The organism is Micromonospora sp. CPCC 205539 (assembly GCF_036906815.1).
Classification (GTDB): domain Bacteria; phylum Actinomycetota; class Actinomycetes; order Mycobacteriales; family Micromonosporaceae; genus Micromonospora.
This window is the reverse complement of record NZ_JBAKHW010000027.1, coordinates 47,243-72,417: the sequence shown is the minus strand read 5'-3', so window position 1 is coordinate 72,417 and position 25,175 is coordinate 47,243. Positions and strand designations below refer to the sequence as shown.

Sequence of the window (25,175 nt, the reverse complement as noted above, 5' to 3'; positions counted from 1 at the left end):
CGGAAACCTTCGCGAAATCCATCACCCTTAGCGTGGGGTGATGCTGATCGAACTCCGTCCCGTCATCGATCCCGAGATCGCCGCCCTGGTCCTCGCGCAGCAGCGTGAGCTGCGCGAAGCCGATGGCGGGTTGGACGGCCAGGTCACCGTCACACACGACGACATCCAGTACCTCGCGGTGGTGGTGAACGGGCGGGCCGTCGCCTGCGGCGGGCTCCAGTCGGTCGACAGTGCCACCGGCGAGGTCAAGCGGATGTACGTCCGGCCGGCGTACCGGGGGCGGGGCATCGCCCGGCAGTTGCTCGCCGCGCTGGAGGAGCTGGCGTTCCGGCAGGGCCACTCGATGGTGTGCCTGGAGACCGGCACCTACCTGCCGGCCGCGGTCGGGCTGTACACGTCAAGCGGCTACGACCCCATCCCGGTCTACGGGGAGTACGTGGACAACCCGTACAGCGTCTGTTTCGCCAAGCGGTTGCCGGTCGCGGCCTGACGGCCGCCCGGCAGCAGCGCCCTCGTTCGCGGATCGCCCACCGCCACATCCGCGTCGCCAGGACCGCCAAACCAGCAGGTCAGTGGCGGTCGGCCGGGTTGTCCAGCCGGCCGCCGGTGCCCGCCGAATTGGACAGCAGCAGCCCGAGCGCGAGCATCCCGAAGCCGAGCGCCAGGTGCAGCCAGTTGTCGGCCTCGTTGATCGGCAGGATGTTCGCGCCGCTCTCCGCGTCGACCGCCTCGATCGCCAGGCCGTACAGCCAGAGGGCGAGGTAGGTCGCGCCGCCGCCGGCCAGGAAGACACGGGCCCCGCCGACGGTACGGGCCAGCACCAGACCGGCCAGCCCGAACAGCAGGTGTACGGCGTTGTGCAGGATCGACACCTGGAACACCCCGAGCAGCTTCGCCTCCGAGTGATGCCCGGCGAAGGTCAGCTCGCCGTAGTCGGTGGTGACGCCCGGGATGTAGCCGAGGACACCGATGAGCAGGAAGATCCCGGCCACGACCAGCGCGGCCACCTGCACCCGCGGCCGTGAGCCGGCCGGTCGGCCACCCCGCGCGTCTCGTGCCATCGCTGCCCCCTCCGTGGATCTGCCGGCCCCGCGAATCTCACTGTCCGCGGCGGCGACGTGACGCAGCCCGACGATCTCTCATTTTGCGGTCGGTCCCGCCCGTCGCGCAGATAAATGCACGAAGAGGTATGGAACCCCGAACGGAGGGTAGGTGAATTGACGACGGCCGCTAGATCGCGGCCACAACCCCCAGCACAACCGCGAAGACCTCCTAGCGGAAGGGAAATCATGACCTACGATCTGTCACCTTCGACTTCCACATACGGGCCCGACTCGACCAACGGCGGTGGCGTGCGCGAGCAGGCCCGTCAGGTCGGTTCAGAGGCGGCACACGCCGGTGGCGCGGTCGCGCAGACCGCCAAGGAACAGGGCACCGAGGTCGGCCGCGAGGCGGCCCGGCAGGCCCGCAACCTGTACGGGGAGGCCCGCACCCAGCTCGCCAACCAGACGGGTGAGCAGCAGCGCCGCGCCGTCGGCGGGCTGCGCTCGTTGGCCGACGAGATGCGCTCGATGGCCGAGCAGGGTGGCCAGGCCGGGCCGGTCAGTGAGCTGGCCCGTCAGGCCGCCGACCGGGTGCACGGCGCGGCCGGCTGGCTGGAGGAGCGCCAGCCCGGTGACCTGATCAACGAGGTGCGGAGCTACGCGCGCCGCAACCCGGGCACCTTCCTCGTCGGCGCGGCGGTGCTCGGCGTGCTGGCCGGCCGGCTGACGCGCAGCATCTCCGACGCGGGCGACCACTCCGGCAGCGACTCCCCGAGCTACCGCGGCAGCGGGGCGTACGACCCGGAGCGGACCGACGTCATCCCGACGCCGCCGGCGCCCCGCGCGGTACCGGATGCCGGCACGTACGCCGGCCCGACCTCCGGCGGCTACGCCGAGCCGACCCCGGGCGGCTACGCCGATCCCACCGAGGGCGGCTACACCGAGCCGGCCGGCACCGGTCAGCCGTTGCCGCCGGTGACCCAGACCGACCCGCTGCCCGGCGTGCCGTCCAGCGGCACCAACCGCCCGTGAGCCGCCGAACGATCCGAAGGGAGGCGACGGCATGAGCATGCCGACGCAGGGGTCCGGGTTGGACTCCGGGTACCACCCCGACGCGGGTGCCCCGCACACCGCGGCCGAGGTGAAGGGCAGCTCCCTCGGTGACCTGATGCGCTCGGTCACCACTGACCTGTCGACGCTGATGCGTCAGGAACTCGAGCTGGCCAAGGCCGAGATCCGCCAGGAGGGCAAGAAGGCCGGCAAGGCCGCCGGACTCTTCGGCGGTGCCGGCTTCGGCGCCTACATGGTGGCGCTCTTCCTCTCGCTGGCCCTCTGGGCCGGGCTGTCCAACGTCATGGACGCTGGCTGGGCCGGGCTGATCGTGGCCGTTCTCTGGGCCGCGATCGCGGCGGTCCTCTACTCCATGGCGAAGAAGAACGCCGAGCACGTACGCGGGCTCAAGCAGACCAACGAAAGCGTGCAGCGGATCCCCGACGCGCTCAAACCACACCCGGAGGGAGTCACCCGATGAGCACCGATCCCGATCAGATCCGCCGGGAGATCGAAGCCACCCGCAACAGCCTCAGCTCCGATGTGGATGCCTTGGCGTACAAGGTCAGCCCCAGCCGCATCGTCGACGACCGCAAGCAGCGGGCCCGCGCCGCGCTGCAGAATGTGAGGGACAAGGTCATGGGAACCGCGTCTGACCTCGGCCACGGCACCGGTCACGCCACCCAGTCGGTGGGCGACCGCGCCTCGTCGGCGGCCTCCAGCGTCAGCGACGCCGCGCACTCAGCGGCCTCCAGCGTCAGCGACGCCGCGCACTCGGCGGCCTCGACCGTCGGCGACGCCGCCCACCGGGCACCCGGGGTGATCCGGCGGAAGTCCGAGGGCAACCCGCTGGCCGCCGGGCTGATCGCGTTCGGAGTCGGCTGGCTGGCCTCCTCGCTCATCCCGGCGTCCCGCCGGGAGCAGCAGGCGGCGACCCAGGTCAAGGAGAAGGTCAGCGAGCACAGCGGTGCGGTGAAGGACAAGCTGGGCGAGGTGGCGAGCGAGCTCAAGGACGAGCTGCGCGAGCCGGCCCAGCACGCCGCCGAGTCGGTGAAGTCCACCGCGCAGGGCGCCGTGCACACCGTCAAGGACGACACGAAGTCGGCCGTGCAGGACGTCAAGGACCAGGCCCAGCCGTCCCGTACCTGATCGCCCACGCTCCACTCCGACAGCTCGCGGCCACCGCTCCGGTGCCCGCGAGCTGTCGCGTTGTCAGCGGGGGTGCAGGGCGGAGGTGGGGTGGGCGGCCCGCCGGATGCGGGTCTCGCCGTAGCGCACCCCGCCCAACAGGAGACGCTGGCCGACCGCGAGCCAACCGCAGACGCCGCGTTCCAGCAGCCAGAGTGGGGCGGCCAGCGCGGTGCTCGGCGGGAAGATAGCGCCGCCGCCAGCGCGTCGGCGACCCAGCTCGGCCAGGGCGACGGTGCCGGCCACCGCGCCGATCAGCAACCCGGGCCGACGGGCCGCGACCACCGCCGCCAGCGCCGGCAGGACCGCGAGCGCGGTCAGTAGGCGGGCCGGCAGAGCGAGATCGTCGTACGCCTGGCGGACCCGTTGGCCGCGGAAGTGCGCGGCGTCTGGCGGCAGCCGGCGTACGTACAGCCAGGCCGGGGCCGCCTCGGTGCCGCCGTGGGCCCGGACGGTACGGATCAGCTCCAGGTTCTCGAAGAGCACGTCCGGGTCGTAGCCGCCCATGTCGAGGAACGTGCTGCGGCGCACCGCCAGGGTGCCCGGGTAGTCCGCGCCGAGCGCACGGTTGAGCAGCGTCCGGCCGGTGTCCCACCAGGCGTGCCAGGGCAGCGGTGCGAAGTAGTTCTGCGGGCGGACCAGGTCCACCCGGCCCAGCAGGTGGTCCACCGCGCGCAGCGCGTCGTCGTCGTACCGGACGTCGTCGTCGGCGATCACCACGTGCTCGTGGCCCGCCGCGCGGACACCGGTGAGCACCCCGGTCACCTTGCCGTTCAACCCACGCGTGGCGGGGTCGGGCGGAACGTGTCGGACCAGCCCTCGCCACGCGACAGCGTGTCGGGCGAAGAGCTCCGGTGCCGAGCCGTCGACCACGGTCACCTCGACCCGACCCGCCAGCCAGCGCAGGTACCCGGTCAGCTCGGCCAGGTCGGCGTCGGTGCTCCACCGCAGTGGCAGCACGTACGCGATCGGCAAGAGGCCCGCGACCCCCTCCGTCACCGCACACCTCCCCGCCACCCGCGCGTCCCCGAACTCGCCGAGCTTGCCGATCTTGCACTTTCTGCCCCTGTCATGACCCGTCATGTCCTTCTTGCCGGGGCCGGAACTGCAAGATCGGCGAGGGGGTGGGCAGGGGTATGACTACCCCGGTTGCCGTTTCTGAATCCCCGGTTGGCTGGCCCCTCCCAGGGGCGACGGGACCTGGTTGGCTCTTGGTGGGCCGACGGCCACGACCACGGGGGAGGGCGTTATGCGGGACAACAGATCGCCGTACTGGCGGCAGCGCCGGGCGGTGCTCGCGCTCGGCGGAGGCCGGGATGCGGGGCCGCTGATCGCGCCGCCCCGGCGGCCGCCCCGGCCGCCGCGGTTCTTCACCGTGCACCTGGGCTTCACCGCGCCGGGCGCGGCCGACGCGCGAGAGCTGGCCGTGGCGTACGCGGAGGCGCTGAGCCTGCTCCGCCCGGAGCTGGCGCTCGGCGCGGCGGCCCTGTCGCCGGCCGACGCGTGGCACCGGGCCGAGCGACTGTTCTGCGGGGCGGTCGGCCCCGACGGGGAGCACTGCGCCGACGTGGCCCACCATCCCGGCTTCCACCACGCCCCGGGCCCCGGTGGCCTCGGCTGGGGCGACGGCGATGCCTGACCGGGGGTGTCGCGGGTGGCGGCGTGCCGCCCGCGACATCGTCCCCGCAGGGCCGGGGGCGCGTCAGTCCAGGTCGAACTCCCCGTCCTGCGCACCGGCGACGAATGCGTCCCATTCGGCCTGGTTGAAGACGAGCACGGGGCCGTCCGGCTCGGCGGAGTTGCGCATCCCGATCAGGTCGTCGACGAAGGCGACCTCGACCGCGCTGCCCGAGGTGTCGCCCTCGGCCCGCTGCCAGACCGCACGGGAGAGGTCGAAGTCGCCCTTGGGGTGTTGCGCCATTGTTCTTTCCTCCAGTGCCGTGCCGAGGGTTGTCTGGGGGCCATGTACAAATCCCCATCGGGCAGGATAAGCGGATGCCGAGCCTGACCCGTGTAGAGGCGACCGCGCGTGGCGCGGCGATTACTGTCGAGTCCTATCACGTGGACCTCGACCTGACCGCCGACGGCGGGCTGTTCCGCTCCCGTGTCGAGATCCGGTTTCGGGCGACCCCCGGCACCGCGACCTTCGCCGAGGTCAAACCCGCCAAGCTGCTGGCGGTCCGCCTCAACGACCTGGACATCGACCCCGACGCGTTGATCGACAACCGGCTGTCCCTGACCGACCTGGTCGCCGACAACACTCTGGTCGTCGAAGCCGAGATGGCCTACTCCAACACCGGGGAGGGGATGCACCGCTTCGTCGACCCGGCCGACGGCGAGACCTACCTCTACGCGGTGACCTTCCTCGACAACGTGCAGCGCATCTTCGCCGCGTTCGACCAGCCCGACCTCAAGGCGCCGTTCACGCTCACGGTCACCGCACCGGTGGAGTGGACGGTCGCCAGCAACGCCGAGGTGGCCGCCAACCCCGCGCCCGGGCGCTGGGAGTTCGCCCCGACCGCGCCGTTGGCCACCTACTTCTTCTCGCTGATCGCCGGTCCGTACCACGTCCGGCGGGCCGAGCACGACGGCGTGCCGCTGGGCATCTACAGCCGACGGTCGCTCGCCGAGCACCTGGACGCCGACGCGGAGGAGATCTTTACCGTCACCCGGCAGTGCCTGGACCGGTTCCACGAGCTCTTCACCGAGCGCTACCCGTTCGGCAAGTACGACCAGGCTTTCGTGCCCGAGTTCAACGCCGGCGCAATGGAGAACCCGGGCATCGTCACCTTCCGCGACGACTACGTCTTCACCTCGGCGGTCACCGACACCCAACGCGAGCAGCGGGCCTGCACCATCGCGCACGAGATGGCGCACATGTGGTTCGGCGACCTGGTCACCATGCGCTGGTGGGACGACCTCTGGCTCAACGAGTCCTTCGCGGAGTATCTGGGCACGCGGGTCACCGCCGAGGCGACCCGCCACGACCAGGCGTGGACCACGTTCGCCATGCGCCGCAAGGCCTGGGGGTACGCCGCCGACCAGCGCCCCTCCACCCACCCGGTCGCCCCGGCGGAGGTGGCCGACACCGACGAGGGCCTGCTCAACTTCGACGGCATCTCGTACGCCAAGGGCGCCAGCGTGCTGCGGCAGCTCGTCGCATGGCTCGGCGACGAGGCGTTCCTCGCCGGCCTGAACGCGCACTTCGCCGCGCACCGCTTCGGCAACGCCACCCTCGACGACCTGCTGGCCAGCCTCGGCGCCGCGAGCGGCCGGGACCTCTCCGGCTGGGCCGAGCGGTGGCTGCGTCAGGCACAGGTCAACACGCTGCGCGCCGAGGTCACCGTCGACGCCGACCGCCGCTACACCGAGGTGGCCGTGGTGCAGACCGCGCCCGAGTCGCACCCGGTGCTGCGCCCGCACCGGATCGGTGTGGGTCGCTACTCGGCGGACGGCACCGTGCAGCGCGCCGAGGTGGCCCTCGACCCGGACACGGACGGCGGGCGGACCGTGCTCGACGAGCTGACCGGCGCCCCGGCAGCCCAGCTGCTGTTGCCCAACGACGGTGACCTCACCTTCGCCAAGGTGCGCCTCGATCCGGCATCCGCGGACGCCGTACCGCTGGTGCTGCCCGGCCTGGCCGATCCGCTGGCGCGGGCGCTCCTGTGGGGTGCGGCGCTGGACGCGGCGACCGACGGGGAGCGGCCGGTCGCCGGTCTGGTCGACCTGATGGTCGCCGCGCTGCCCGCCGAAACCGAGGTGATCATCGCAGAGGACGTGCTCACTCTCAGCCGGTCGCTGGTCGACCGTTACCTCGAGCCCCTGGCCCGGTCCGCGGCGCTGGCCCGGGTGGCCAGCACCTGCTGGCAACTCCTCGATGGTGCAGCGGCGGGGGAGTCGTTGCAGCTAGCCGCCGCGCGGGGCTGGATCGCCGCGACCACCGATGTGGACCTGCTCACCGGCTGGCTCGCCGGCCGGGCCGTGCCGGCGGGGCTGGCGGTCGACGCGGAGCTGCGCTGGGCGGTGCTGCGCCAGCTCGTGGTGCTGGGCGCCGCCGGCGAGGCGGAGATCGCTGTGGAGGCGGCCGCCGACCCCAGCGCCACCGGCGCGGAGCGGGCCGCCCGCTGCCGGGCCAGCCTGCCCGACCCGGCCGCCAAGGAGGCGGCCTGGGAGATCATCGTGTCGAGCACCGAGCTGTCCAACCGGCTGTTGGAGGCGACCGCCGAGGGGTTCTGGCACCCCGACCACGTCGAGCTGACCTCTGGGTACGTCGAGCGGTACTTCGCCGACATGCCGGCGGCCGCGCGGCGGCGTACCCCCTGGACGGCTGACCGGGTGGCCACCCTGGCCTTTCCCCGTTACGCCGTGGCGCAGCCGACCCGGGAGGCGGCCGCGGCGCTGCTGGCCCGCGACGACCTGACCCCCGGCCTGCGTCGGGTGGTCACCGACGCCGACGACGACCTCCGCCGCGCGTTGGTCGCCCGGACGGCGGTGGCCGCCGCCTCGGCGTGAGACCACCCGGGCGCGGGGCGGCCGATGAGGCCACCCCGCGCCCGGTGCTCAGCGCAGCGCGGGCTCGGTCGTGACCGGGGCGTCCCAGTCGATGACGTAACGCTGCTCGTGGGCGACCGTCTTCTCCGGGTTCATCGCCGTGCGGACGAGCAGCGGCATCATCAGCGGCAGCAGCGTCCGGGCGACCGGCCCCGGTGCCTTGGTGTGGTTGATCCGCGCCGCGCGGGCGGCGACCTTCTCCACCCGGTCGCGGCGCAGCTTCTCGAACGCGGCGAAGGCCGACCCGACGTCCGGCAGGTCGCGCAGACAGCGGGCGAGCTGCACGGCGCTCTCGATGGCCAACGACGCGCCCTGCCCGGAGCTGTTCGAGGGCGCGTGCGCCGCGTCGCCGACCAGCACCAGCCGCCCCCGGTGCCAGTGCGGTACGGGCGGCATGATGTGCAACGACCCGGTCACCTGCAGCTCGTCGGCGCTGCTGGTCCGCATCAGCTCCCGACCCGGGTCGTCGTCGCCGTAGGCGGTGCGCAGCCTGCTCAGCCACTCCGTCGCGGGCACCGCGCGGGCCTCGACCAGGCTCATCGGCCGCTGCTGTGGCAGGTTGACGCCCCACCGGGTGCCGCCGCCGGGCTCCGGCCAGTAGAGGTAGTAGCCGCGTCGCCCGAACGCGAAGGTCATGGTGCCCGGCTCGGCGTCCACCTCGTGTCGGGCCACCGCCTCGAAGCCGAGCAGCCCGGTGAAGTGTGGGCCGGGCGCGGCCGGGTCGATGAGACCGCGGACCGTCGACCGGACGCCGTCGGCACCGACCAGGACGTCGGCGGTGGCGGTGGTGCCGTCGTCGAAGCGGGCGGTGACGCCGCTGTCGGTCTGCTGGGCGTCGACCAGCCGCTTGCCGTACGCGAAGGGGACGCCCTCGGCGACCGCTCGGTCGTGCAGCACCCGGTGCAGCTCGGCCCGGTGCACCACCCGCAGCGGCGGCACTCCGGCCAGCGTGGGCAGGTCGATGTGGCGGTGGCCGACGGCCATGGCGGTACGCCGGATCGGGGTGGCGATCGCGGTCACCGCCTCGTCGGCGCCGACCGCGCGCAGGGCGGCCACGCCGTTGGGCGCGAGCGCGAGGGTGCCGCCGATGCCGCCGGCACCGCTGGCGGTGGCGGGGTACGCCTCGTGGACGGTGGCGGTGATGCCGGCGCGGTGCAGTGCGAGCGCGGTCACCGGGCCGGCGATGCCGCCGCCGATGACGATCGCGGTTCGTGCCGTGGTCATGCTCTTCTCCCCTGGGGTGTGCGGTCGCAGGCGACCGACCTGGGAGGGAGCCCGGTTATCCTCGTGGTTGCCGCTTCGGGCCGGGTGCCTTCCCAGGTGTCGGTTCGAGGTAAGGGCTCCGGCGGGGTGTTGGCGCACCCCGCCGGAGCCGTCCGTCAGTCGGTGTCGTGCTCTGGGCGGCCGGTCCTCTCGGCCAGCTCGGTCAGCTCCGCCGGCACGTCGCCGGTCTCGTGGTAGGCCCGCCAGCTGTCCAGCCCCGGGTAGGTGCCCGCGGTCAGTTCGGCGAGCAGGGTGCGCAGCCAGGCCGCCTCCGCGGCCCGGAGCGCCAGGTCGTACTCCGACTCCACCAGGAACAGCCGCGGCACCTCCCGCAGGTGCCCGTCGAGCGTGGCCCGGTCCTGGCGGATCGCGTCGTCCAGCAGGTCGAGCCGTTGCCGCAGCAGCTCGGTGGCCTCGTCGGGATGCAGCGCGGCGAGCACGGACAGGCCGGCGCGGAAGCGGGGCTGCTCCGGCATCGGGGTGGAGACCAGCTCGCGAGCCCAGTCGACCAGCTCGGCCCGCCCCGCGTCGGTGATGCGGTAGACGGTGCGTTCCGGACGTCGGCCCTCGCGAACGCTCTCCACCGCCTCGATCATGTCGTGCTTGTCCATATTGCGGATCACCGTGTAGAACGACCCCCACTTGAACTCCATGTCCTGGTCCTTGCCCCAGGAACGCAGTGCGGTGGCGATCTCGTACGGGTGCATCGGCCGCTGGACCAGGGCGGACAGCACGGCCAGCGCCAGCAGATTGCCGACCTTGCGTTGCTTCGGCATGCCGCCCCTCTCCCTCGTGCCCGATTACTTGCTGACGAGTATATGCCGACGAGTGGTTGGGTCGCGACCCCCGGGCCGAGCCGGCGGGCCGGTTCGGCCGGCCTACGATCACGGGGTGGAGGAAGACATCCGGCGGATCGGGATCATGGGTGGCACCTTCGACCCCATCCACCACGGGCACCTGGTCGCGGCCAGCGAGGTCGCGGACCGGTTCGGCCTGGACGAGGTGGTCTTCGTCCCGACCGGGCAGCCGTGGCAGAAGGCCGACGAGCCGGTCAGCCCCGCCGAGGACCGGTACCTGATGACGGTCATCGCGACCGCGTCCAACCCCCGCTTCCAGGTCAGTCGGGTCGACATCGACCGGATCGGGCCCACCTACACGGTGGACACCCTGCGGGACCTCCAGGCCGAGTACGGCCCCAAGGTGCAGCTGTTCTTCATCACCGGCGCGGACGCGCTGCAGCGCATCCTGTCCTGGAAAGACCTGGAAGAGATCTTCGAGCTGGCCCACTTCATCGGGGTGACCCGGCCCGGCTTCCCGCTGACCGACAAGCACCTTCCGGCGGACACCGTGAGCCTGATCCAGGTGCCGGCGATGTCCATCTCGTCGACCGACTGCCGCGCCCGGGTGGCCCGGGGTGAGCCGGTCTGGTACCTGGTGCCCGACGGTGTGGTGCAGTACATCGCCAAGCGGAGCTTGTATCAGAGCTGATCGCGCCCGGTATCGCCGCTTTCGTGCCGGTAATCGGCCAGAACTCACAAGTCGGAGCCTCGGCGGGTATGAGACGCTTGGAGGATCGCACGGTTGATCTAAGGAGAACGGTGACAGTTTCCGAACGCGCTCACGAGCTGGCGATCGCCGCCGCACAGGCCGCCGCCGACAAGAAGGCGGAGGACATCACCATCATCGACGTCGGCGACCAGCTCGCCATCACCGACGCGTTCGTGCTCGCCGCCGCCCCGAACGAGCGTCAGGTGCTGGCCATCGTCGACGCCATCGAGGAGCGCCTCCTGGAGCTGCCGGAGAAGGCCAAGCCGCTGCGGCGCGAGGGTGAGCGCGGCGGCCGTTGGGTCCTGCTCGACTACGTCGACGTCGTGGTGCACGTCCAGCACACCGAGGAGCGCGAGTTCTACGCGCTCGACCGGCTCTGGAAGGACTGCCCCACCATCCCGTTCGTCGACCGCGACCTGGTCGAGGCCGAGGCCGGCGGGTCCGCCGCAGCCGAATGACCCGACTGATCGTCTGGCGGCACGGCAACACCGACTGGAACGCCGCCAACCGGGTGCAGGGGCAGACCGACGTACCCCTGAACGACCTTGGTCGTGACCAGGCCCGTGCCGCCGCGCCGCTGCTCGCGGCGCTGCGGCCGGACGCCATCGTGGCCAGTGACCTGAGCCGCGCGGCGGACACCGCCGCCGCGCTGGCCGCGCTCACCGGGCTGCCGGTTCGCACCGACGCGCGGCTGCGTGAGCGGCACTTCGGCCAGTGGCAGGGTCTGCACCTCACCGAGGTCGCCGAACGCTTCCCCGAGGAGTACGCCCGCTGGCGGGCCGGCGACCCGGATCCGGGCGCGGACCTGGAGCCCCTGCACGACCTCGGCGAACGGGTCGGCATGGCACTCCGGGAGGCGGCCGACCTGGCGCCGGGCGGCACCGTGGTGGTCGCCACCCACGGCGGCGGCTCCCGGCAGGGCGTCGGTCACCTGCTCGGCTGGGATCCGGCCGTGCTGCGCACCATCGGTTCGCTGGCCAACTGCCACTGGACCGAGCTGCTCAGCTCGGCCCGTGCGCCGGCCATCGGGCGGCCGCAGGACGTGCGGGGCTGGCAGTTGCGGGCGCACAACGTCGGTCTGGTCAACGCTCCGGCAGTCGTCGAAGCGATCTGAGCACTCTCGCCTCGGCGTCGGGTGCTCCGATCCGCTAGCGTGCCGGGCATGCCCGTCGCGGTCGTCATCGACTCCACCGCCTACCTCTCGCCTGAGCTGGTGCAGGCGCACCGGCTGACCGTCGTCCCGCTGACCGTCGTGCTCAACGGCGCCGAAGGGCTGGAGGGAGTGGAGACCCAGCCCGCCGACGCCACGCTGGCGCTGAGCGGCCGACGGGTCACGGCGAGCACCTCCCGGCCCGCTCCCGAGCAGTTCGCCCAGACGTACCGTCGGCTGCTCGACGCCGGTGCCGACGGGATCGTCTCGGTGCACCTGTCCGCCGGCCTGTCCGGCACGGTCGAGGCGGCCCGGCTGGCCGCCGCCGATCTGGACGGCCGGGTCGAGGTGGTGGACAGCCGCTCGGCCGGCATGGGGCTGGGCTTCCCGGCCATCGCGGCCGCCACGGCCGCCGAGGCCGGTGCCGACCTGGCAGGGGTACGCGACGCCGCGCTCGACGCCGTCGCCCGGACCACGGTCTGGTTCTACGTCGACACGCTGGAGTTCCTCCGCCGAGGCGGCCGGATCAACGCGGCCGAGGCGCTGCTCGGCACCGCCCTGTCGGTCAAGCCGATCATGCACATGCCGGACGGGGCGATCGTGTTGCGGGAGAAGGTGCGTACCGCCAGCCGGGGAGTGGCCCGACTGGTCGACCTGGCGGTCGAGGCGGCCGGTGAGGCCGATGTGGACCTCGGGGTGCACCACCTGGCCGCGCCGCAGCGGGCTGAGGCGCTGCGCGCCGCCCTGACCGAGCGGCTGGGTGACCGCCTGCACGACACGTACGTCTCCGAAGCTGGCGCGGTCGTCGCCGCGCACGCCGGCCCGGGGTTGGCCTGCGTGGTCGTCCACCGCCGGCCGGAGGGTCTAGTGCTGTGACCACCTCGTGTGTGGTCACCGGGGGTGGTCGCGGCGTCGGCCGGGCCGTCGTGGAACGGCTGGTGGCGACCGGTGCGACCGTCGTCGTCATGGAACGCGACGCCGATGCGCTGGACTGGCTCGCCGGGCACCCGGCCGCGGACCGGCTGATCGCGGCGGTTGGTGACGCCGGGGACGAGCGGGTGGCCGAGCGGGCCGCCGAGCTGGCAGAACGCGCCGCACCCCTGACCGGTTGGGTGAACAACGCGGCGGTGTTCCGGGACGCCGCGCTGCACTCGTCGTCGGCCAGCACGGTGCTGGACCTGATCGGTCAGAACCTGCGCCCGGCCGTGGTGGGCGTCGCGGTCGCGGTCCGCCGGTTCCTGGCCGCCGGCAGCGGAGGAGCCATCGTGAACGTCTCCTCGCACCAGGCCCGCCGGCCGGTGTCGGGCGCGCTGCCGTACGCGACGGCGAAGGCCGCCGTGGAGGGGCTGACGCGGGCGACGGCAGTCGAGTACGGACGACACGGAATCCGCGCCAACGCGGTCGCGCTCGGCTCGATCGCCACCGAGCGGCACGCCGATTTCCTGGCTGCGCAGGAGCCCTCCCAGGCCGAGTGGATCGACGCCGAGCTGAACCGGCTGCACCCAGTGGGCCGGATCGGGCGCTCCGACGAGGTGGCCGAGGCGGTCGCGTACCTGCTGTCGCCGGCGGCGAGCTTCATCAACGGGGTGACTCTGCCGGTGGACGGTGGACGAGCCGTGCTCGGCCTCGACCCGGAGGCCCGCTGACTCGCTGCCGCTATTCGTGCGGCGGTGCCGCTCCGAGGCCGCACGATCAGCACAACATCGGGGATGTTGGGTATCCGGCGGTCGTGAAGCAGCAATATCCCCGAAGTTGCGGCCTCGCCTGAGGTCATAGATTGCCGGGCCCGCTGTGTTAGCCTCCGTGCGCGCCCCAGATGGGCCTACCCCCCGGAGGTTCTGGCTACTTCAGCCGCCACGCCGAGATCGACGCGATGCACGCGTCTCTCGCGCGGGATCCGGGGCGTCGGTGCCCTCGGGGCTCTGTCCTTGGTGTGGCTGGGTGAACGCTGTGGGCTTCCGGTCGGGTCTTCGGATCGACCGGGAAGACGGTACGCATGACAGTCACGTTCAACCACACCATCATCGCCAGCAAGGACAAGAACGCGTCGGCCGCGTTCTATCGGGAGCTGTTCGAGCTGCCGGAGGCGCCTTCGTGGGGACCGTTCGTCAACGTCCTGCTGGACGAGGGCGTACTGCTCCAGTTCGCCGAGCCGCCGGTGGACATCCAGATGCAGCACTACGCGTTCCTGGTCGACGATGAGCTGTTCGGGCGGTGCCTGGCGTTCGTCGAGGGGCGCGGCATCACGTACTGGGCCGACCCGCAATTGCAGCGCGAAGGGGAGACCAACACCGAACACGGTGGGCGCGGCTTCTACTTCTTCGATCCGGCGGGCCACGCGATCGAGATCATCACGCGGCCGTACCTGTAGCAGCTCCAGGCATGATCAGGGCGTTATCCACCGTGGTCTGACTTATCCACAGGGGAAGGCCAACGCGAGGCGCCCTGCGTTCCGTCGCCATAGCGTCGCGGTGTGTCGCACGACGAGGAGTCAGAGGTCCGTCAGCGCCTGCGCCGCCTGACGGAGCCGGTTGGTGTCCTGCCGCCGGCAGGCGCGCCGCTCGCGGGCGTACCCCTGGTTGGCGTGCTGCCGCCCCGCGCCGGGGAGCCGCTCGCGGGCGTACCCCCTGCGGCGGAAGGCCCTGCGGGGTCGCGGCTGCCGGGGCCCGGCGCGTTCGACCCGGGCCGGCGTGGGGTGCGCGCGCTGGCGGTCGTCGCTGCGGTGGTGGTGTTGGCCGCGGCCGGTTGGGCCTGGCGGTCCCGGCCGCACGCGGAGCCGGTCGCCCCGCTGGCCAGTGTTGCCGAGTCGGCCACCGCGGCGGCCATGCCCAGCGCGTCCGGGGGAGGCGAGCTGGTGGTGACGGTCGCCGGCAAGGTCCGCCGGCCCGGATTGGTGCGGTTGCCGGCCGGCGCTCGGCTCGCCGACGCGTTGCAGGCGGCGGGCGGCGCGCTGCCCGGGGTCGACGTGGCACTGCTCAACCCGGCTCGCAAGGTCACCGACGGTGAGCTGATCGTGGTCGGGGTGACGCCACCGCCGGCACCGGGTGGTGCGGCCGGGCCGGCGGCGGGCGGGGCGGCACCGGTCGGGCCATTGAATCTCAACACTGCCACGCTGGCGCAGCTCGACGCGCTGCCCGGGGTCGGGCCGGTGCTCGCCCAACGGATCCTCACCCACCGGGACCAGCACGGTGGGTTCAAGTCCGTCGGCGACCTGCGCCAGGTCGACGGCATCGGCGACGCCCGCTACGAGCAGCTCAAGGACCTGGTGACGGTGTGACCGGTCACCCCGTGCGGCCGCCGGGCAGCGCGGTCGTGGCCCAGGTCGAGCCCTCGCCGCCGGATCTGCGGCTGGCGGGGCTGGCCGTGGCCGCGTGGCTGACCGCGTTGGCCGGCCTGCACCTCGGCGTCCGCGCGATCCTGCTGGTGGCCGGCGTGGTGGCCGCCGCAACGGCAGTTGGCGCGCTGCACCTGCTCGGCCGCCTCGGCCAGCCTCGGGCCGCCGTCCACCGGTACGGCTGGATCGCCGTTGCGGTCGGCCTCGGCGTGGTCTGCGGTGCGGCGGCCACCGCGGCCCGGCTCGTCGTCCGGGACGCGCCGCCGATCCGTGCCCTGGCCGAGCAACGCGTCCCGGTCACCGCCGAGCTGATCGTGCGGGACGATCCGCGTCCGATCCGCTCCGCCGGGCGGCCGGGCATGCTGCTGGTGTCGACCGAGTTGGTCCAGCTCACCGGCCCGGACGGTCGACGGGTCCGGGCCCCGGTCCGACTGCTCGCCCTGACCACCGATCCGGCCTGGCGGGGTCTGCTGCCGGGGCAGCGCCTCACCGCCGAGGGACGGCTCGGTCTTCCGCGTGGTGGTGACCTCACCGCGGCGGTGCTCAGCGCGAACGGCCCACCGGTGCCGCACGGTGTCTCCTCCTGGGCTCAGCGCGCCGCCGGGGCGCTCCGTGCCGGCCTGCAACGGGCCTGCGCCCCGCTCCCCGACGAGCCGGGTGGCCTGCTGCCTGGTCTGGTGGTGGGCGACACCAGCCGGCTACCGCCCGCCGTCGAGGAAGACTTCCGGGCCACCGGCATGACGCATTTGAATGCCGTCTCCGGATCGAACGTGGCGATTGTGGTGGGAGCGGTGCTGTTGCTGGCCCGCTGGGCGCGGGCCGGTCCGTGGCTCGCGGTCGGGCTCTGCGGGCTGGCGCTGGTGGGTTTCGTCATCCTGGTCCGCCCGTCGCCGAGCGTCGTTCGTGCGGCCACCATGGGCGCAATCGGCCTCGCCGCGCTGGCCGCCGGCCGTCCCCGGGCCGCGCTGCCCGCGTTGGCCGCCGCCGTCACCGTGCTGGTGCTGGTGGACCCGGAGTTGGCCGGTGATCCCGGGTTCGCGCTGTCCGTGCTGGCCACCGGCGGTCTGCTGCTGCTCGCACCTCGCTGGCGGGACGGGTTGCGGCGGCGGGGCGTCCCGGCCGGGCTGGCCGAGGCGCTGGCCGTGCCGGCGGCCGCGCAACTGGCCTGCGGGCCGGTCGTCGCCGGCATCTCCGGCACGGTCAGCCTGGTGGCGGTGCCGGCCAACCTGCTGGCGGTGCCGGCCATCGCGCCGGCGACCGTGCTCGGCGTGCTGGCGGCCGTCGTGTCGCCGGTCTGGCCGGCCGGTGCCGAGTTCGCCGCGTGGTTGGCGAGTTGGCCGGCCTGGTGGCTGGTCGTCATCGCCAAGCAGGGCGCCCGGCTGCCGGCCGGCAACCTACCGTGGCCGGGTGGTGTGTCGGGTGCCCTGCTGCTGGCGGCGCTGACGGTGGCGCTGCTGGTCGCGGTGCGCCGGCCACTGATACGGCGGCTGGTGGCGGTGGTTGGTGTCGCCGCGCTGCTCGGTGCCCTACCGGTCCGGCTGGTGGCCACCGGCTGGCCGCCGCCCGGCTGGGTGGTGGTGGCCTGCGCGGTGGGCCAGGGCGACGCCCTGGTGCTCCCGGTCGACCCCGGCCGGGCGGTGGTGGTGGACGCCGGGCCGGAACCGGGTGCGGTGGACGGTTGCCTGCGGCGGCTCGGCATCCGGGAGGTGCCGCTGCTGGTGATCAGCCATTTCCACGCCGACCACGTCGGTGGGGTGGCCGGGGTGTTCCGGGGGCGGCGGGTGGTTGCCGTGCTGACTCCACCGTCGACCGAGCCGGCGAGCGGCCGAGATCTGGTCCGCGCGGCGGCGGCCGGTGGGCGGGCGGCGATGTTGACCACCGTCGCCGGTGCCCGGCATCCGGTGGGCGGGGTCGACCTGCTCGTGCTCGGCCCGCCGTACCCGCTGACCGGCACCAGGTCCGACCCGAACAACAACTCGCTGGTGCTGCTCGCCACCGTGGCCGGGGTGCGGATCCTGCTGCCCGGCGACGCGGAGACCGAGGAGCAGCACGCGCTGCTGACGCGGGCAGCGCCGGGGCAGTTACGGGCGGACGTGGTGAAGGTCGCCCATCACGGTTCGGCGTACCAGGATCCGGGGTTCCTCGACGCGGTAAGACCGACCATCGCCCTGGTGCCGGTGGGCACCGGGAACACCTACGGGCACCCGAATCCCGGGCTCCTCGCACGGCTGAGCAGGGGTGGCGCCCGGGTGTTGCGGACCGACACCGATGGCGACCTCGCGGCGCTCCGGGCTGGCGCTGGCCTGGCCGTCGTCCGCCGAGGGGTGCCACCGGGCCGGCAATCCTGAGTCGACCGGTGCGACAGTTCGTGGCCATATCCGCATTGATCGACTCCAGATCAGCGATGTCGGGGTGACACCGATGGCTCGACACCGCGATATCCCTGACCTCGTGTGGATCAAGCAAGCGCGCGGATCCGCACCCGACGTGGCAGGTGAATAGCGAAATAGGTGATGAATGGAGATGAATGTCGGGATTTGCACTGAGTGCGGGCTGCGCCGATCACGTGATGAATGACCAGGCACGATTCGCCGTGGACCGTGCGAATATGGGCGGCGTGACCTCGGCCAGCCTCGCTCCCATTCTGCTCGTCCTCGGTGACGAGGAGTTGCTCGCCACGCGCGCGGTGTCCGAAGCTGTCGCGCGGGCGCGCGGTGTCGACCCCGACGTGGACGTCCGCGAGTACCAGGCCAGCGCGCTCACCGTCGGCGAGATCGCCGAGATGCTCAGCCCCTCGCTGTTCGGCGGGCGGCGGCTGCTGATCCTGCGTTCCGGCCAGGACGCTCGCAAGGACCTGGTCGCCGCGCTGCTGGCGTACGCGAAGAACCCCGACCCGGAAGTCCAACTGCTGGTGCTGCACCTGGGCGCGGCCAAGGGTAAGGCGTTCGCCGACGGGCTGCGGGCGGCTGGTGCCACCGTGGTTCCGGCGGCCAAGCTCAAGGGGCACCGCGACCGGGTGAGCTTCGTCCGCGACGAGATCCGCCGGGCCGGCGGCAAGTGCACCGACGACGCCGCCGAAGCGCTGATCGCGGCCGTCGGCAACGACCTGCGTGAGCTGTCCGCCGCCTGCTCCCAGTTGGTCGCCGACACCGACGGTCGGATCGGTGCCGACACAGTCGCCCGCTACTACCGGGGTCGGGTCGAGGTGACCGGCTTCACGGTGGCCGACGCCACCATGGTCGGCGACGTGCCGGCGGCACTGGAAGCGCTGCGCTGGGCCCTGCACGTCGGGGTCGACCCGGTGCCCATCGCCGACGCCCTGGCCGACGGGGTCCGTACGGTGGCTCGGGTGGCCTCGGCGGGGCGGGGCAACCCGTACCAGCTCGCCAGCAGCCTCGGGATGCCGGCCTGGAAGATCGAGCGGGCGCAGCGGCAGGGGCGTGGCTGGACGCCGGAGGGTTTGGTCCGCGCCATGCAGGTCGCCGCCGAGTGCAACGCCGCCGTCAAGGGCGGCTCGGACGACCGGGCGTACGCCCTGGAACGCGCCGTCTTCTCGGTCGTGGCGGCCCGGCAGGGCAGCGCTCGGTGACGGGCCCGAACCGTACGGCGTGGGCCACCATCCCCGTCGAGGAGGAGCGCTACCGGCCGCTCTACGCCCGGGTCCTCGGTCTGCGGTTCGTCAACCCCGGTGGGGTGCTCTGCTTCCTCTTCTTCGAGGGCACCATCGCCCTGGCCGTGCTGCTCGCACTCGCCGAGTTGGTCACCTGGTGGGCCGTACTGGTGCTGCCCGTCGTGGTGGCGGCGATGGTCAAGCTCAACGACATGGTGGCCGCGATCGTGGTCCGTTCCGCCGCGCTCGTGCCGGAGCAGGAACGGGACCGCTTCCGCCGGCAGATGGAGCCGGAGCCGGTGATCGGCCGGGCTCGGGTGGAGTGGGTCACGCACAGCGTCACCGGCGCGGTGATCACCGTCGAGCCGGTGCCGCCCAAGGACCACGCCGACCGGTCAGCCTGACCGGTCCAGCACGTCGGCCCGCTGCTCGGGCAGCCCCGAGGCCGGGAGCCGGTCACACCGTTGGGCGGACACACGGAAGCCCCGGGCCGAGGCCCGGGGCTTTCCGAATCAGTCTGACGGTAAGTCGTCAGGCGGAGAGCGCCACCACGCGCTTTGCGATCGCGGACTTGCGGTTCGCGGCCTGGTTGGAGTGGATCACGCCCTTGCTGACTGCCTTGTCCAGCTTGCGCGAGGCGTCCTGCATCAGCGCGGTGGCCTTCTCGACGTCACCGGCCTCAGCAGCCTCGTGGAACTTCCGGACGGCGGTCTTCAGCGACGACTTGACCGACTTGTTGCGCAGCCGGGCCTTCTCGTTCTGCCGGTTGCGCTTGATCTGGGACTTGATGTTCGCCACGCGACAGCCTCGTCTTGATAGCTCGGGTTGGTCAGCTTATGCGCGGATGACGAACATGCATCATCACTGCGCGAAGAGCCAGGTTACCAGGTCGCCCGGGACGAGCCAAAACGGCTCGGCCTTCGCGCGGACGGACCCGGCCCATCGGGGACCAGGTTACGCCCAACCCTGGCGGCGGGCGAGCCAGTCGAGCGCCTGCTCGCCGCTCCACCGCTGGTGCGCGGGCAGGTGCGGCGAGGCTGTCACCGGTGCCGCCGCGGCGCCGGTGAGGTAGTAGCCGGCCAGCGCGGCCAGGGTGGCGTCCAGCGCGTCCGGGGGTGCGTCCGCCGTCGCCGGGTGCGCCGCGAAGAGCCGGTCGGCGTCCAACCCGCTGGCGTACGCGGTGAGCAGCAGGCCGGCCAGGTCGAACCAGGCCGGCCCGTGACAGAGCCAGGTCCAGTCACAGAACCAGGCCCGTCCGTCCGCCCCGATGAGCACGTTGTCCACCCGCAGGTCGCCGTGGATCAGGCCGGTCGCCCCGGCGGCGTAGAGGGGGAGACGGGACTCCAGCGCCACCAGTTCGGGCAGCCGACCCCCCGCGGGCGCGGGCAGTGCCGGCGGCGGCTCTCGACCGGCAGCGACCTCCTCCCACCACAGGATGTCCGAGCGGGCCAGGTCGGCCAGGTGCGGCAGACCGAGCGCGGTCAGCTCAGCCGGCGGGTCGGCCAGCGCGGCGGCAACCTCGGCGTACCCGGCGAGGGCGGCGTCCAGCTCGGCCGGCACCCAGGGCAGCCGAGGAGTGTGCCCGTCGACGGCGTCGGTGCAGAGCACGAACCAGCCGGCCTCGTGCAGCGTCCACCGGGGGCGGGGCGCCGGCAGGTCCGCCGGCAGCCGGTCGAGGATCGCGGCCTCTCGGGCGTACCAATCGGCAAGATGCGGTTGCTCGGCGGACGGCGCCGCCTTCACGAAGGCCCGACCGCCCTCGGCCGTGGCGAGCACGGCGGCGAAGCCCCGGGTGAAGCCCGCGCCGGCGACGCGGGCGGTGACCACCGGCGCGCCGAGCCGGGCGGCGACCGCGTCCCGCACGGCCGCCGGCAGCGCCGACCACGACGGGCGCAGGGCGCTCTCGTGGTACGGCACCGGGGGCAGCGACGGGGGAGACACCCCACCATGCTGCCCCGGGGTACGTGCGCGACGCGCGTCGACACTGCCAGACTGCCAAGCCATGAGGACCGAGGACTTCTGGCAGCTGATCGACCAGGCCCGCGCTGGCGGTGGGGGAGAGCCGGGCCCGGTCGCCGCACGGGCCGTCGCGCTGCTCGCCGAGCGCGACCCGGAGGACATCGTCGGGTACGCCCGGCACCAGGCGCGGGTGCTGGCCGCCTCGCACAAGGCCGACCTCTGGGGAGCGGCGTACCTGATCAACGGCGGTGCCTCGGCGGACGGCTTCGAGCACTTCCGGGGTTGGCTGATGACGCAGGGACGGGCGGTCTTCGCCCGCACGGTCACCGACCCGGACTCGCTGGCCGAGCTGCCCCAGGTGCGGGCCGCCTCGCTGAGCGGCGAGGAGTTCTCCGCCGAGCAGATGCTGGCGGTGCCGTGGGACGCCTACCGCAAGGCGACCGCAGCGGAACTGCCGGCGGACCGCGAGCCGGTGCGCGTGCCGGACCTCAACGACTTCTGGGACTTCGACGACGAGGAGGAGGCCCGCCGCCGGCTGCCCCGGCTGGCCACTCTCTTCGTGGAGCCGCCGCTCGAGTGACGGGTTCGCGGCCGATCCCTCGCCCGCGCAGCGGGCGTACCCCGGCGGCGTGGGAACATAGAGGGGGCCGGCGTCGCGCCGGCCCGCTCACGTCAGCCGACCAGAACGGACCGCTGTGCCACCGAAGCTCGATCCCGGCGCGAATGCTCCTGGTGCCACCGACCCCGGTCGCATCCGAAACTTCGGCATCATCGCGCACATCGACCACGGAAAGTCGACCCTGGCCGACCGGATGCTGCAGCTCACCGGCGTGGTCGACCCCCGGCAGATGCGCGCGCAGTACCTGGACCGGATGGACATCGAGCGCGAGCGCGGCATCACCATCAAGAGCCAGGCCGTCCGGATGCCGTGGACCATCCGCGAGGGTGACCGGGCCGGCGAGCACGCGGTGCTCAACATGATCGACACCCCGGGGCACGTCGACTTCACCTACGAGGTGTCCCGATCGCTGGCCGCCTGCGAGGGCGCCGTGCTGCTGGTCGACGCCGCGCAGGGCATCGAGGCGCAGACCCTGGCCAATCTCTACCTGGCGCTCGAGAACGACCTGCGCATCATCCCGGTGCTCAACAAGATCGACCTGCCGGCGGCCCAGCCGGAGAAGTACGCCGAGGAGCTGGCCCACCTGATCGGTGGCGACCCCGCCGACTGCATCCGGGTCTCCGGCAAGACCGGCGAGGGCGTGCCGCACCTGCTCGACGAGATCGTCCGGCAGTTCATCCCGCCGGTCGGCGACGCCGCAGCGCCCGCCCGCGCGATGATCTTCGATTCGGTGTACGACGTCTATCGCGGCGTCGTGACCTACGTCCGGGTCATCGACGGCCGGATCAGCGCCCGTGACCGGATCAAGATGATGTCCACCGGGGCAGTGCACGAGCTGCTGGAGATCGGCGTCATCTCGCCGGAGATGGTCAAGGCCGAGGCGCTCGGCGTCGGCGAGGTCGGTTACCTGATCACCGGCGTGAAGGACGTCCGGCAGTCCCGGGTCGGCGACACGGTCACCATCAACAGCCGGCCGGCGACCGAGGCGCTGGGTGGCTACAAGGACCCGAGGCCGATGGTCTACTCCGGCCTCTACCCGATCGACGGGTCCGACTACCCCAACCTGCGCGAGGCTCTGGACAAACTCAAGCTCAACGACGCCGCGCTGGACTACGAGCCGGAGACCTCCGGTGCGCTCGGCTTCGGCTTCCGCTGCGGCTTCCTCGGCCTGCTCCACCTGGAGATCATCCGGGAGCGGCTGGAGCGCGAGTACAACCTCGACCTGATCTCCACCGCGCCGAACGTGGTCTACCGGGCGATCACGGACGACGGCGAGGAGATCGTCGTGACCAATCCGAGCGAGTACCCGAGCGGCAAGATCGCCGAGGTGTACGAGCCGGTGGTCCGGGCCACCGTCCTCACGCCCAACGACTACGTGGGCGCGGTGATGGAGCTGTGCCAGGGCCGGCGCGGCAGCCTGCTGGGCATGGACTACCTCTCCGCGGACCGGGTCGAGTTGCGCTACACGCTGCCCCTCGCCGAGATCATCTACGATTTCTTCGACCAGTTGAAGAGCCGGACCAAGGGCTACGCCTCGCTCGACTACGAGCCCACCGACGAGCAGGCGTCCGACCTGGTGAAGGTCGACATCCTGCTGCACGGCGAGGCGGTGGACGCGTTCAGCGCCATCGTGCACAAGGACAAGGCGTACAACTACGGCGTCACCATCGCCGCCAAGCTCCGTACCCTGATCCCGCGCCAGCAGTTCGAGGTGCCGATCCAGGCGGCCATCGGCAGCCGGGTCATCGCCCGGGAGACGATCCGGGCGATCCGCAAGGACGTGCTCGCCAAGTGCTACGGCGGTGACATCAGCCGCAAGCGCAAGCTGCTGGAGAAGCAGAAGGAAGGCAAGAAGCGGATGAAGATGGTCGGTCGGGTCGAGGTCCCGCAGGAGGCCTTCATCGCCGCCCTCTCCTCCGACTCCGGCGACGGCAAGCCCGCCACCAAGAAGTGACAGCGGCGCCGGTGCGCTGGCGTTGACCTGACGAGCACGGCCGGCGCCCCGGGGGGCGCCGGCCGTTGCCGTCTGCCCGGCTCGCCTCGTCCTACCTCCTCCGGTGCGTCGGTGCGGGTCTGCGGTGGCGTTACCGGCGGGTGGTGGAAAGTTTTTCTGAGCCTCGACGTGTGGGGATGGGCCGCTCGCACCGCCTCCTACCTGTGTGGACGTGGCCCAGTGCCAATCGACGCACCGCACCATGATCGACGTACGCCAATCGCTGAGCGGTGAGTCGGTTTGGATTTTTGGTGGGTCGGGAACTTAGCGGCCACGACAGGAAACACACATTGTGTGTCAGAACTTCGTTGGAGGAGGCGGCCATGGAGCTCACCGTGTGGGGCATCATCACTGCGCTTGTTGTTGGTCTCATCGTCGGCGCCCTGGGCCGCCTGATCGTCCCGGGCCGCCAGAACATGCCGATGTGGCTGCACATGCTGATCGGTGTCGGCGCGGCCCTGCTGGGCACGGTGCTGGCGCGGGCGGTCGGTATCGCGACCGAGACCAACGGGATCGACTGGGGCGAGCTGCTGGTGCAGGTCGTGGTGGCCGCGATCGCGGTCGCGGTGGTGGCCGGTGTTGGTGGCCGCCGCAGCGTCACCCGATAACACCCCCGCAGCACCTCGTAACACAGCAACTGCCGACGGGCGCCCGACCAACAGGTCGGGCGCCCGTCGGCGTTGCGCCTGCACCCTGCGATTGCCGCTCGGTCACTGCCGCGAGCGTCCCTGCTGCGATTGCCGCTCGGTCACTGCCGCAAGCGTTCCTGCTGCGATTGCCGCTCGGTCGCTGCCGCAAGCGTTCCTGCGACCCGTTCGGGCCTGTCGGTCTGCGATCCGCTCGGGAGGAGTGCCCGCGCGGTCAGCTGAGCTCGTCCCGGCGCCGCGCAAGGGCGGATCAACTCCAGGTCGGTGACCTGGGGGTATCTCGCGGCCGGGACACCCCGATATCGGCGAGCTGGTGCCGGTGCCAGCCAGAGAACCCGACCTCCGGCGTGATCGACTCGGTGTCCTGGTAGTCGGGGTATCGCAGACGCCCGAACACCGCGGATACAAGGAAGCTGAGTCGATCAGCGGTTCCGGCCCGCCCGTGTTGCCCGGATACACCCCGGATGGTCGGCCGCGCCGCGCGCAGGTCCGGGTGCCCGAGCGGCCAGGAGCGCCGACGGGTCGCCGGGATGGCCGCGAAGCCGCAGGGCCGAGCGCCGGGCGGCCGATGAACCCACGGCACGCCGACCGGGCGGCGTCAAGATCTACGCAGTTTCGCCGAAAGTGCTGCCTCGTCGCGTCGGGAGGCAGCACTTTCACTGTTGTTGCGCGGATCTTGGCGGGAGGGCGAGCGCGCGGGAGCGGGAGGTCGAGCGCGCGGGGGAAGCGAGAGGGCGAGCGCGGGGGCGAGCGCGTGGGCTCGGGGGAACGTGTCCCTGTGGGGTCGGTCGTGATCGTCTGGTGGACAAAGTCGGTTTGGAATTTCGGTGCGCCGGGAACTTAGCGGTCACGACAGAAAGCACACATCGTGTGTCAGAACTTTGTTAGAGGAGGGTCATCGTGGAGCTCACCGTGTGGGGCATCATCACTGCGATCGTTGTTGGTCTCATCGTCGGGGCCCTGGGCCGCCTCGTCGTCCCGGGCCGGCAGAACATGCCGATCTGGCTGCACCTGCTGATCGGTGTCGGCGCGGCGCTGCTGGGTACGGTGCTGGCGCGGGCGATCGGTATCGCGACGGAGACCAACGGGGTCGACTGGGGCGAGCTGCTGGTGCAGGTCGTGGTGGCCGCGATCGCGGTCGCGCTGGTGGCCGGTGTGGGTGGCCGCCGCAGCGTCACCCGGTAACAACCTCGCATCACCGCAATCTCGAAAGAGCGCCC

Annotated in this window: 27 protein-coding genes; 20 read left to right on the top strand and 7 right to left on the bottom strand. The window is 72.2% G+C overall.

From position 1 onward, the window contains the following. Positions 1-40: 40 nt before the first annotated feature. Complete coding sequence (locus V6V47_RS22715; RefSeq protein WP_334630327.1) at positions 41-490, top strand: GNAT family N-acetyltransferase; 450 nt, start codon at positions 41-43, stop codon at positions 488-490. A 79-nt stretch (positions 491-569) separates the two neighbouring features. On the opposite strand, the gene V6V47_RS22710 is transcribed toward V6V47_RS22715, so the two are convergent. Continuing rightward, positions 570-1,061, bottom strand: a complete 492-nt coding sequence (locus V6V47_RS22710; RefSeq protein ID WP_334630326.1) for a DUF4383 domain-containing protein — start codon at positions 1,059-1,061, stop codon at positions 570-572. Between the two features lie 228 nt (positions 1,062-1,289). On the opposite strand from V6V47_RS22710, the gene V6V47_RS22705 reads away from it, so the two are divergent. The 3 genes from V6V47_RS22705 to V6V47_RS22695 are packed head-to-tail and all read left to right on the top strand — an operon-like array spanning position 1,290 to position 3,242. Then, the gene (locus V6V47_RS22705) at positions 1,290-2,075 is read left to right on the top strand and encodes a hypothetical protein (RefSeq protein WP_334630325.1); all 786 of its coding nucleotides are present in this window, start codon (positions 1,290-1,292) and stop codon (positions 2,073-2,075) included. A gap of 31 nt (positions 2,076-2,106) precedes the next feature. After that, positions 2,107-2,574, top strand: a complete 468-nt coding sequence (locus V6V47_RS22700; protein WP_334630324.1) for a phage holin family protein — start codon at positions 2,107-2,109, stop codon at positions 2,572-2,574. Then, positions 2,571-3,242: a DUF3618 domain-containing protein gene (locus V6V47_RS22695; RefSeq protein WP_334630323.1), complete on the top strand. Its 672-nt coding sequence runs from the start codon at positions 2,571-2,573 to the stop codon at positions 3,240-3,242. The genes V6V47_RS22700 and V6V47_RS22695 overlap by 4 nt, the downstream gene beginning before the upstream one ends. Before the next feature lie 63 nt (positions 3,243-3,305). Here V6V47_RS22695 and V6V47_RS22690 read toward each other — a convergent pair whose 3' ends face one another. Continuing rightward, positions 3,306-4,280, bottom strand: a complete 975-nt coding sequence (locus tag V6V47_RS22690) for a glycosyltransferase (protein WP_334630322.1) — start codon at positions 4,278-4,280, stop codon at positions 3,306-3,308. 250 nt (positions 4,281-4,530) lie between these two features. Here V6V47_RS22690 and V6V47_RS22685 point away from each other — a divergent pair, with 250 nt between their 5' ends. Further along, entirely contained in the window at positions 4,531-4,920 is a 390-nt protein-coding gene (locus tag V6V47_RS22685) for a hypothetical protein (protein WP_334630321.1), read from the top strand. A 63-nt stretch (positions 4,921-4,983) separates the two neighbouring features. On the opposite strand, the gene V6V47_RS22680 is transcribed toward V6V47_RS22685, so the two are convergent. Then, the gene (locus V6V47_RS22680) at positions 4,984-5,202 is read right to left on the bottom strand and encodes a DUF397 domain-containing protein (protein ID WP_334630320.1); all 219 of its coding nucleotides are present in this window, start codon (positions 5,200-5,202) and stop codon (positions 4,984-4,986) included. 74 nt (positions 5,203-5,276) lie between these two features. Here V6V47_RS22680 and pepN point away from each other — a divergent pair, with 74 nt between their 5' ends. Continuing rightward, positions 5,277-7,793: an aminopeptidase N gene (gene pepN / locus V6V47_RS22675; RefSeq protein WP_334630319.1), complete on the top strand. Its 2,517-nt coding sequence runs from the start codon at positions 5,277-5,279 to the stop codon at positions 7,791-7,793. Between the two features lie 48 nt (positions 7,794-7,841). On the opposite strand, the gene V6V47_RS22670 is transcribed toward pepN, so the two are convergent. Further along, the gene (locus V6V47_RS22670; RefSeq protein WP_334630318.1) at positions 7,842-9,056 is read right to left on the bottom strand and encodes an FAD-dependent monooxygenase; all 1,215 of its coding nucleotides are present in this window, start codon (positions 9,054-9,056) and stop codon (positions 7,842-7,844) included. A gap of 155 nt (positions 9,057-9,211) precedes the next feature. Continuing rightward, a complete protein-coding gene (locus tag V6V47_RS22665; protein ID WP_334630317.1) occupies positions 9,212-9,871 on the bottom strand; it encodes a PadR family transcriptional regulator in 660 nt (219 codons plus the stop codon). Positions 9,872-9,986: 115 nt separating this feature from the next. On the opposite strand from V6V47_RS22665, the gene nadD reads away from it, so the two are divergent. The 10 genes from nadD to V6V47_RS22615 all read left to right on the top strand — a co-directional run bounded on the left by nadD (position 9,987) and on the right by V6V47_RS22615 (position 19,141). Beyond that, entirely contained in the window at positions 9,987-10,583 is a 597-nt protein-coding gene (gene nadD, locus V6V47_RS22660; protein ID WP_334630316.1) for a nicotinate-nucleotide adenylyltransferase, read from the top strand. Positions 10,584-10,693: 110 nt separating this feature from the next. Further along, positions 10,694-11,101, top strand: a complete 408-nt coding sequence (rsfS, locus tag V6V47_RS22655; protein ID WP_334630315.1) for a ribosome silencing factor — start codon at positions 10,694-10,696, stop codon at positions 11,099-11,101. Then, positions 11,098-11,757 carry a histidine phosphatase family protein gene (locus V6V47_RS22650; RefSeq protein WP_334630314.1) on the top strand — a complete coding sequence of 220 codons (660 nt, stop codon included), beginning with the start codon at positions 11,098-11,100 and terminating at the stop codon, positions 11,755-11,757. The genes rsfS and V6V47_RS22650 overlap by 4 nt, the downstream gene beginning before the upstream one ends. A gap of 48 nt (positions 11,758-11,805) precedes the next feature. After that, a complete protein-coding gene (locus tag V6V47_RS22645) occupies positions 11,806-12,669 on the top strand; it encodes a DegV family protein (RefSeq protein ID WP_334630313.1) in 864 nt (287 codons plus the stop codon). Further along, positions 12,666-13,439 carry an SDR family NAD(P)-dependent oxidoreductase gene (locus V6V47_RS22640; RefSeq protein ID WP_334630312.1) on the top strand — a complete coding sequence of 258 codons (774 nt, stop codon included), beginning with the start codon at positions 12,666-12,668 and terminating at the stop codon, positions 13,437-13,439. Before V6V47_RS22645 ends, V6V47_RS22640 begins: the two co-directional genes overlap by 4 nt. A 350-nt stretch (positions 13,440-13,789) precedes the next feature. Continuing rightward, complete coding sequence (locus V6V47_RS22635; RefSeq protein WP_334630311.1) at positions 13,790-14,164, top strand: VOC family protein; 375 nt, start codon at positions 13,790-13,792, stop codon at positions 14,162-14,164. A gap of 102 nt (positions 14,165-14,266) precedes the next feature. Then, entirely contained in the window at positions 14,267-15,070 is an 804-nt protein-coding gene (locus tag V6V47_RS22630) for a helix-hairpin-helix domain-containing protein (RefSeq protein WP_334630310.1), read from the top strand. Next, positions 15,067-17,475: a ComEC/Rec2 family competence protein gene (locus V6V47_RS22625; protein ID WP_334630309.1), complete on the top strand. Its 2,409-nt coding sequence runs from the start codon at positions 15,067-15,069 to the stop codon at positions 17,473-17,475. Before V6V47_RS22630 ends, V6V47_RS22625 begins: the two co-directional genes overlap by 4 nt. Positions 17,476-17,735: 260 nt before the next feature. Beyond that, positions 17,736-18,716 carry a DNA polymerase III subunit delta gene (holA, locus tag V6V47_RS22620; protein WP_334630348.1) on the top strand — a complete coding sequence of 327 codons (981 nt, stop codon included), beginning with the start codon at positions 17,736-17,738 and terminating at the stop codon, positions 18,714-18,716. Then, the gene (locus V6V47_RS22615; RefSeq protein ID WP_334630308.1) at positions 18,713-19,141 is read left to right on the top strand and encodes a hypothetical protein; all 429 of its coding nucleotides are present in this window, start codon (positions 18,713-18,715) and stop codon (positions 19,139-19,141) included. Before holA ends, V6V47_RS22615 begins: the two co-directional genes overlap by 4 nt. Before the next feature lie 127 nt (positions 19,142-19,268). Here the strand turns inward: V6V47_RS22615 and rpsT are convergent, their stop codons facing one another. Next, positions 19,269-19,535: a 30S ribosomal protein S20 gene (gene rpsT, locus V6V47_RS22610; protein ID WP_334630307.1), complete on the bottom strand. Its 267-nt coding sequence runs from the start codon at positions 19,533-19,535 to the stop codon at positions 19,269-19,271. A gap of 156 nt (positions 19,536-19,691) precedes the next feature. Further along, positions 19,692-20,741 carry a phosphotransferase gene (locus V6V47_RS22605; protein WP_442934284.1) on the bottom strand — a complete coding sequence of 350 codons (1,050 nt, stop codon included), beginning with the start codon at positions 20,739-20,741 and terminating at the stop codon, positions 19,692-19,694. Between V6V47_RS22605 and V6V47_RS22600 the strand changes: the two genes are divergently transcribed. The 4 genes from V6V47_RS22600 to V6V47_RS22585 all read left to right on the top strand — a co-directional run bounded on the left by V6V47_RS22600 (position 20,740) and on the right by V6V47_RS22585 (position 25,140). Further along, positions 20,740-21,276 (top strand): DUF4240 domain-containing protein, encoded by a 537-nt coding sequence (locus V6V47_RS22600; RefSeq protein ID WP_334630305.1) that lies wholly within the window; start codon positions 20,740-20,742, stop codon positions 21,274-21,276. The two genes, V6V47_RS22605 and V6V47_RS22600, sit on opposite strands and share 2 nt — an antisense overlap. A 115-nt stretch (positions 21,277-21,391) precedes the next feature. After that, positions 21,392-23,269, top strand: a complete 1,878-nt coding sequence (lepA, locus tag V6V47_RS22595; protein ID WP_334630304.1) for a translation elongation factor 4 — start codon at positions 21,392-21,394, stop codon at positions 23,267-23,269. Positions 23,270-23,631: 362 nt separating this feature from the next. After that, a complete protein-coding gene (locus tag V6V47_RS22590) occupies positions 23,632-23,916 on the top strand; it encodes a GlsB/YeaQ/YmgE family stress response membrane protein (RefSeq protein ID WP_334630303.1) in 285 nt (94 codons plus the stop codon). A gap of 939 nt (positions 23,917-24,855) precedes the next feature. Next, complete coding sequence (locus V6V47_RS22585) at positions 24,856-25,140, top strand: GlsB/YeaQ/YmgE family stress response membrane protein (RefSeq protein WP_334630302.1); 285 nt, start codon at positions 24,856-24,858, stop codon at positions 25,138-25,140. Positions 25,141-25,175 lie beyond the last annotated feature (35 nt).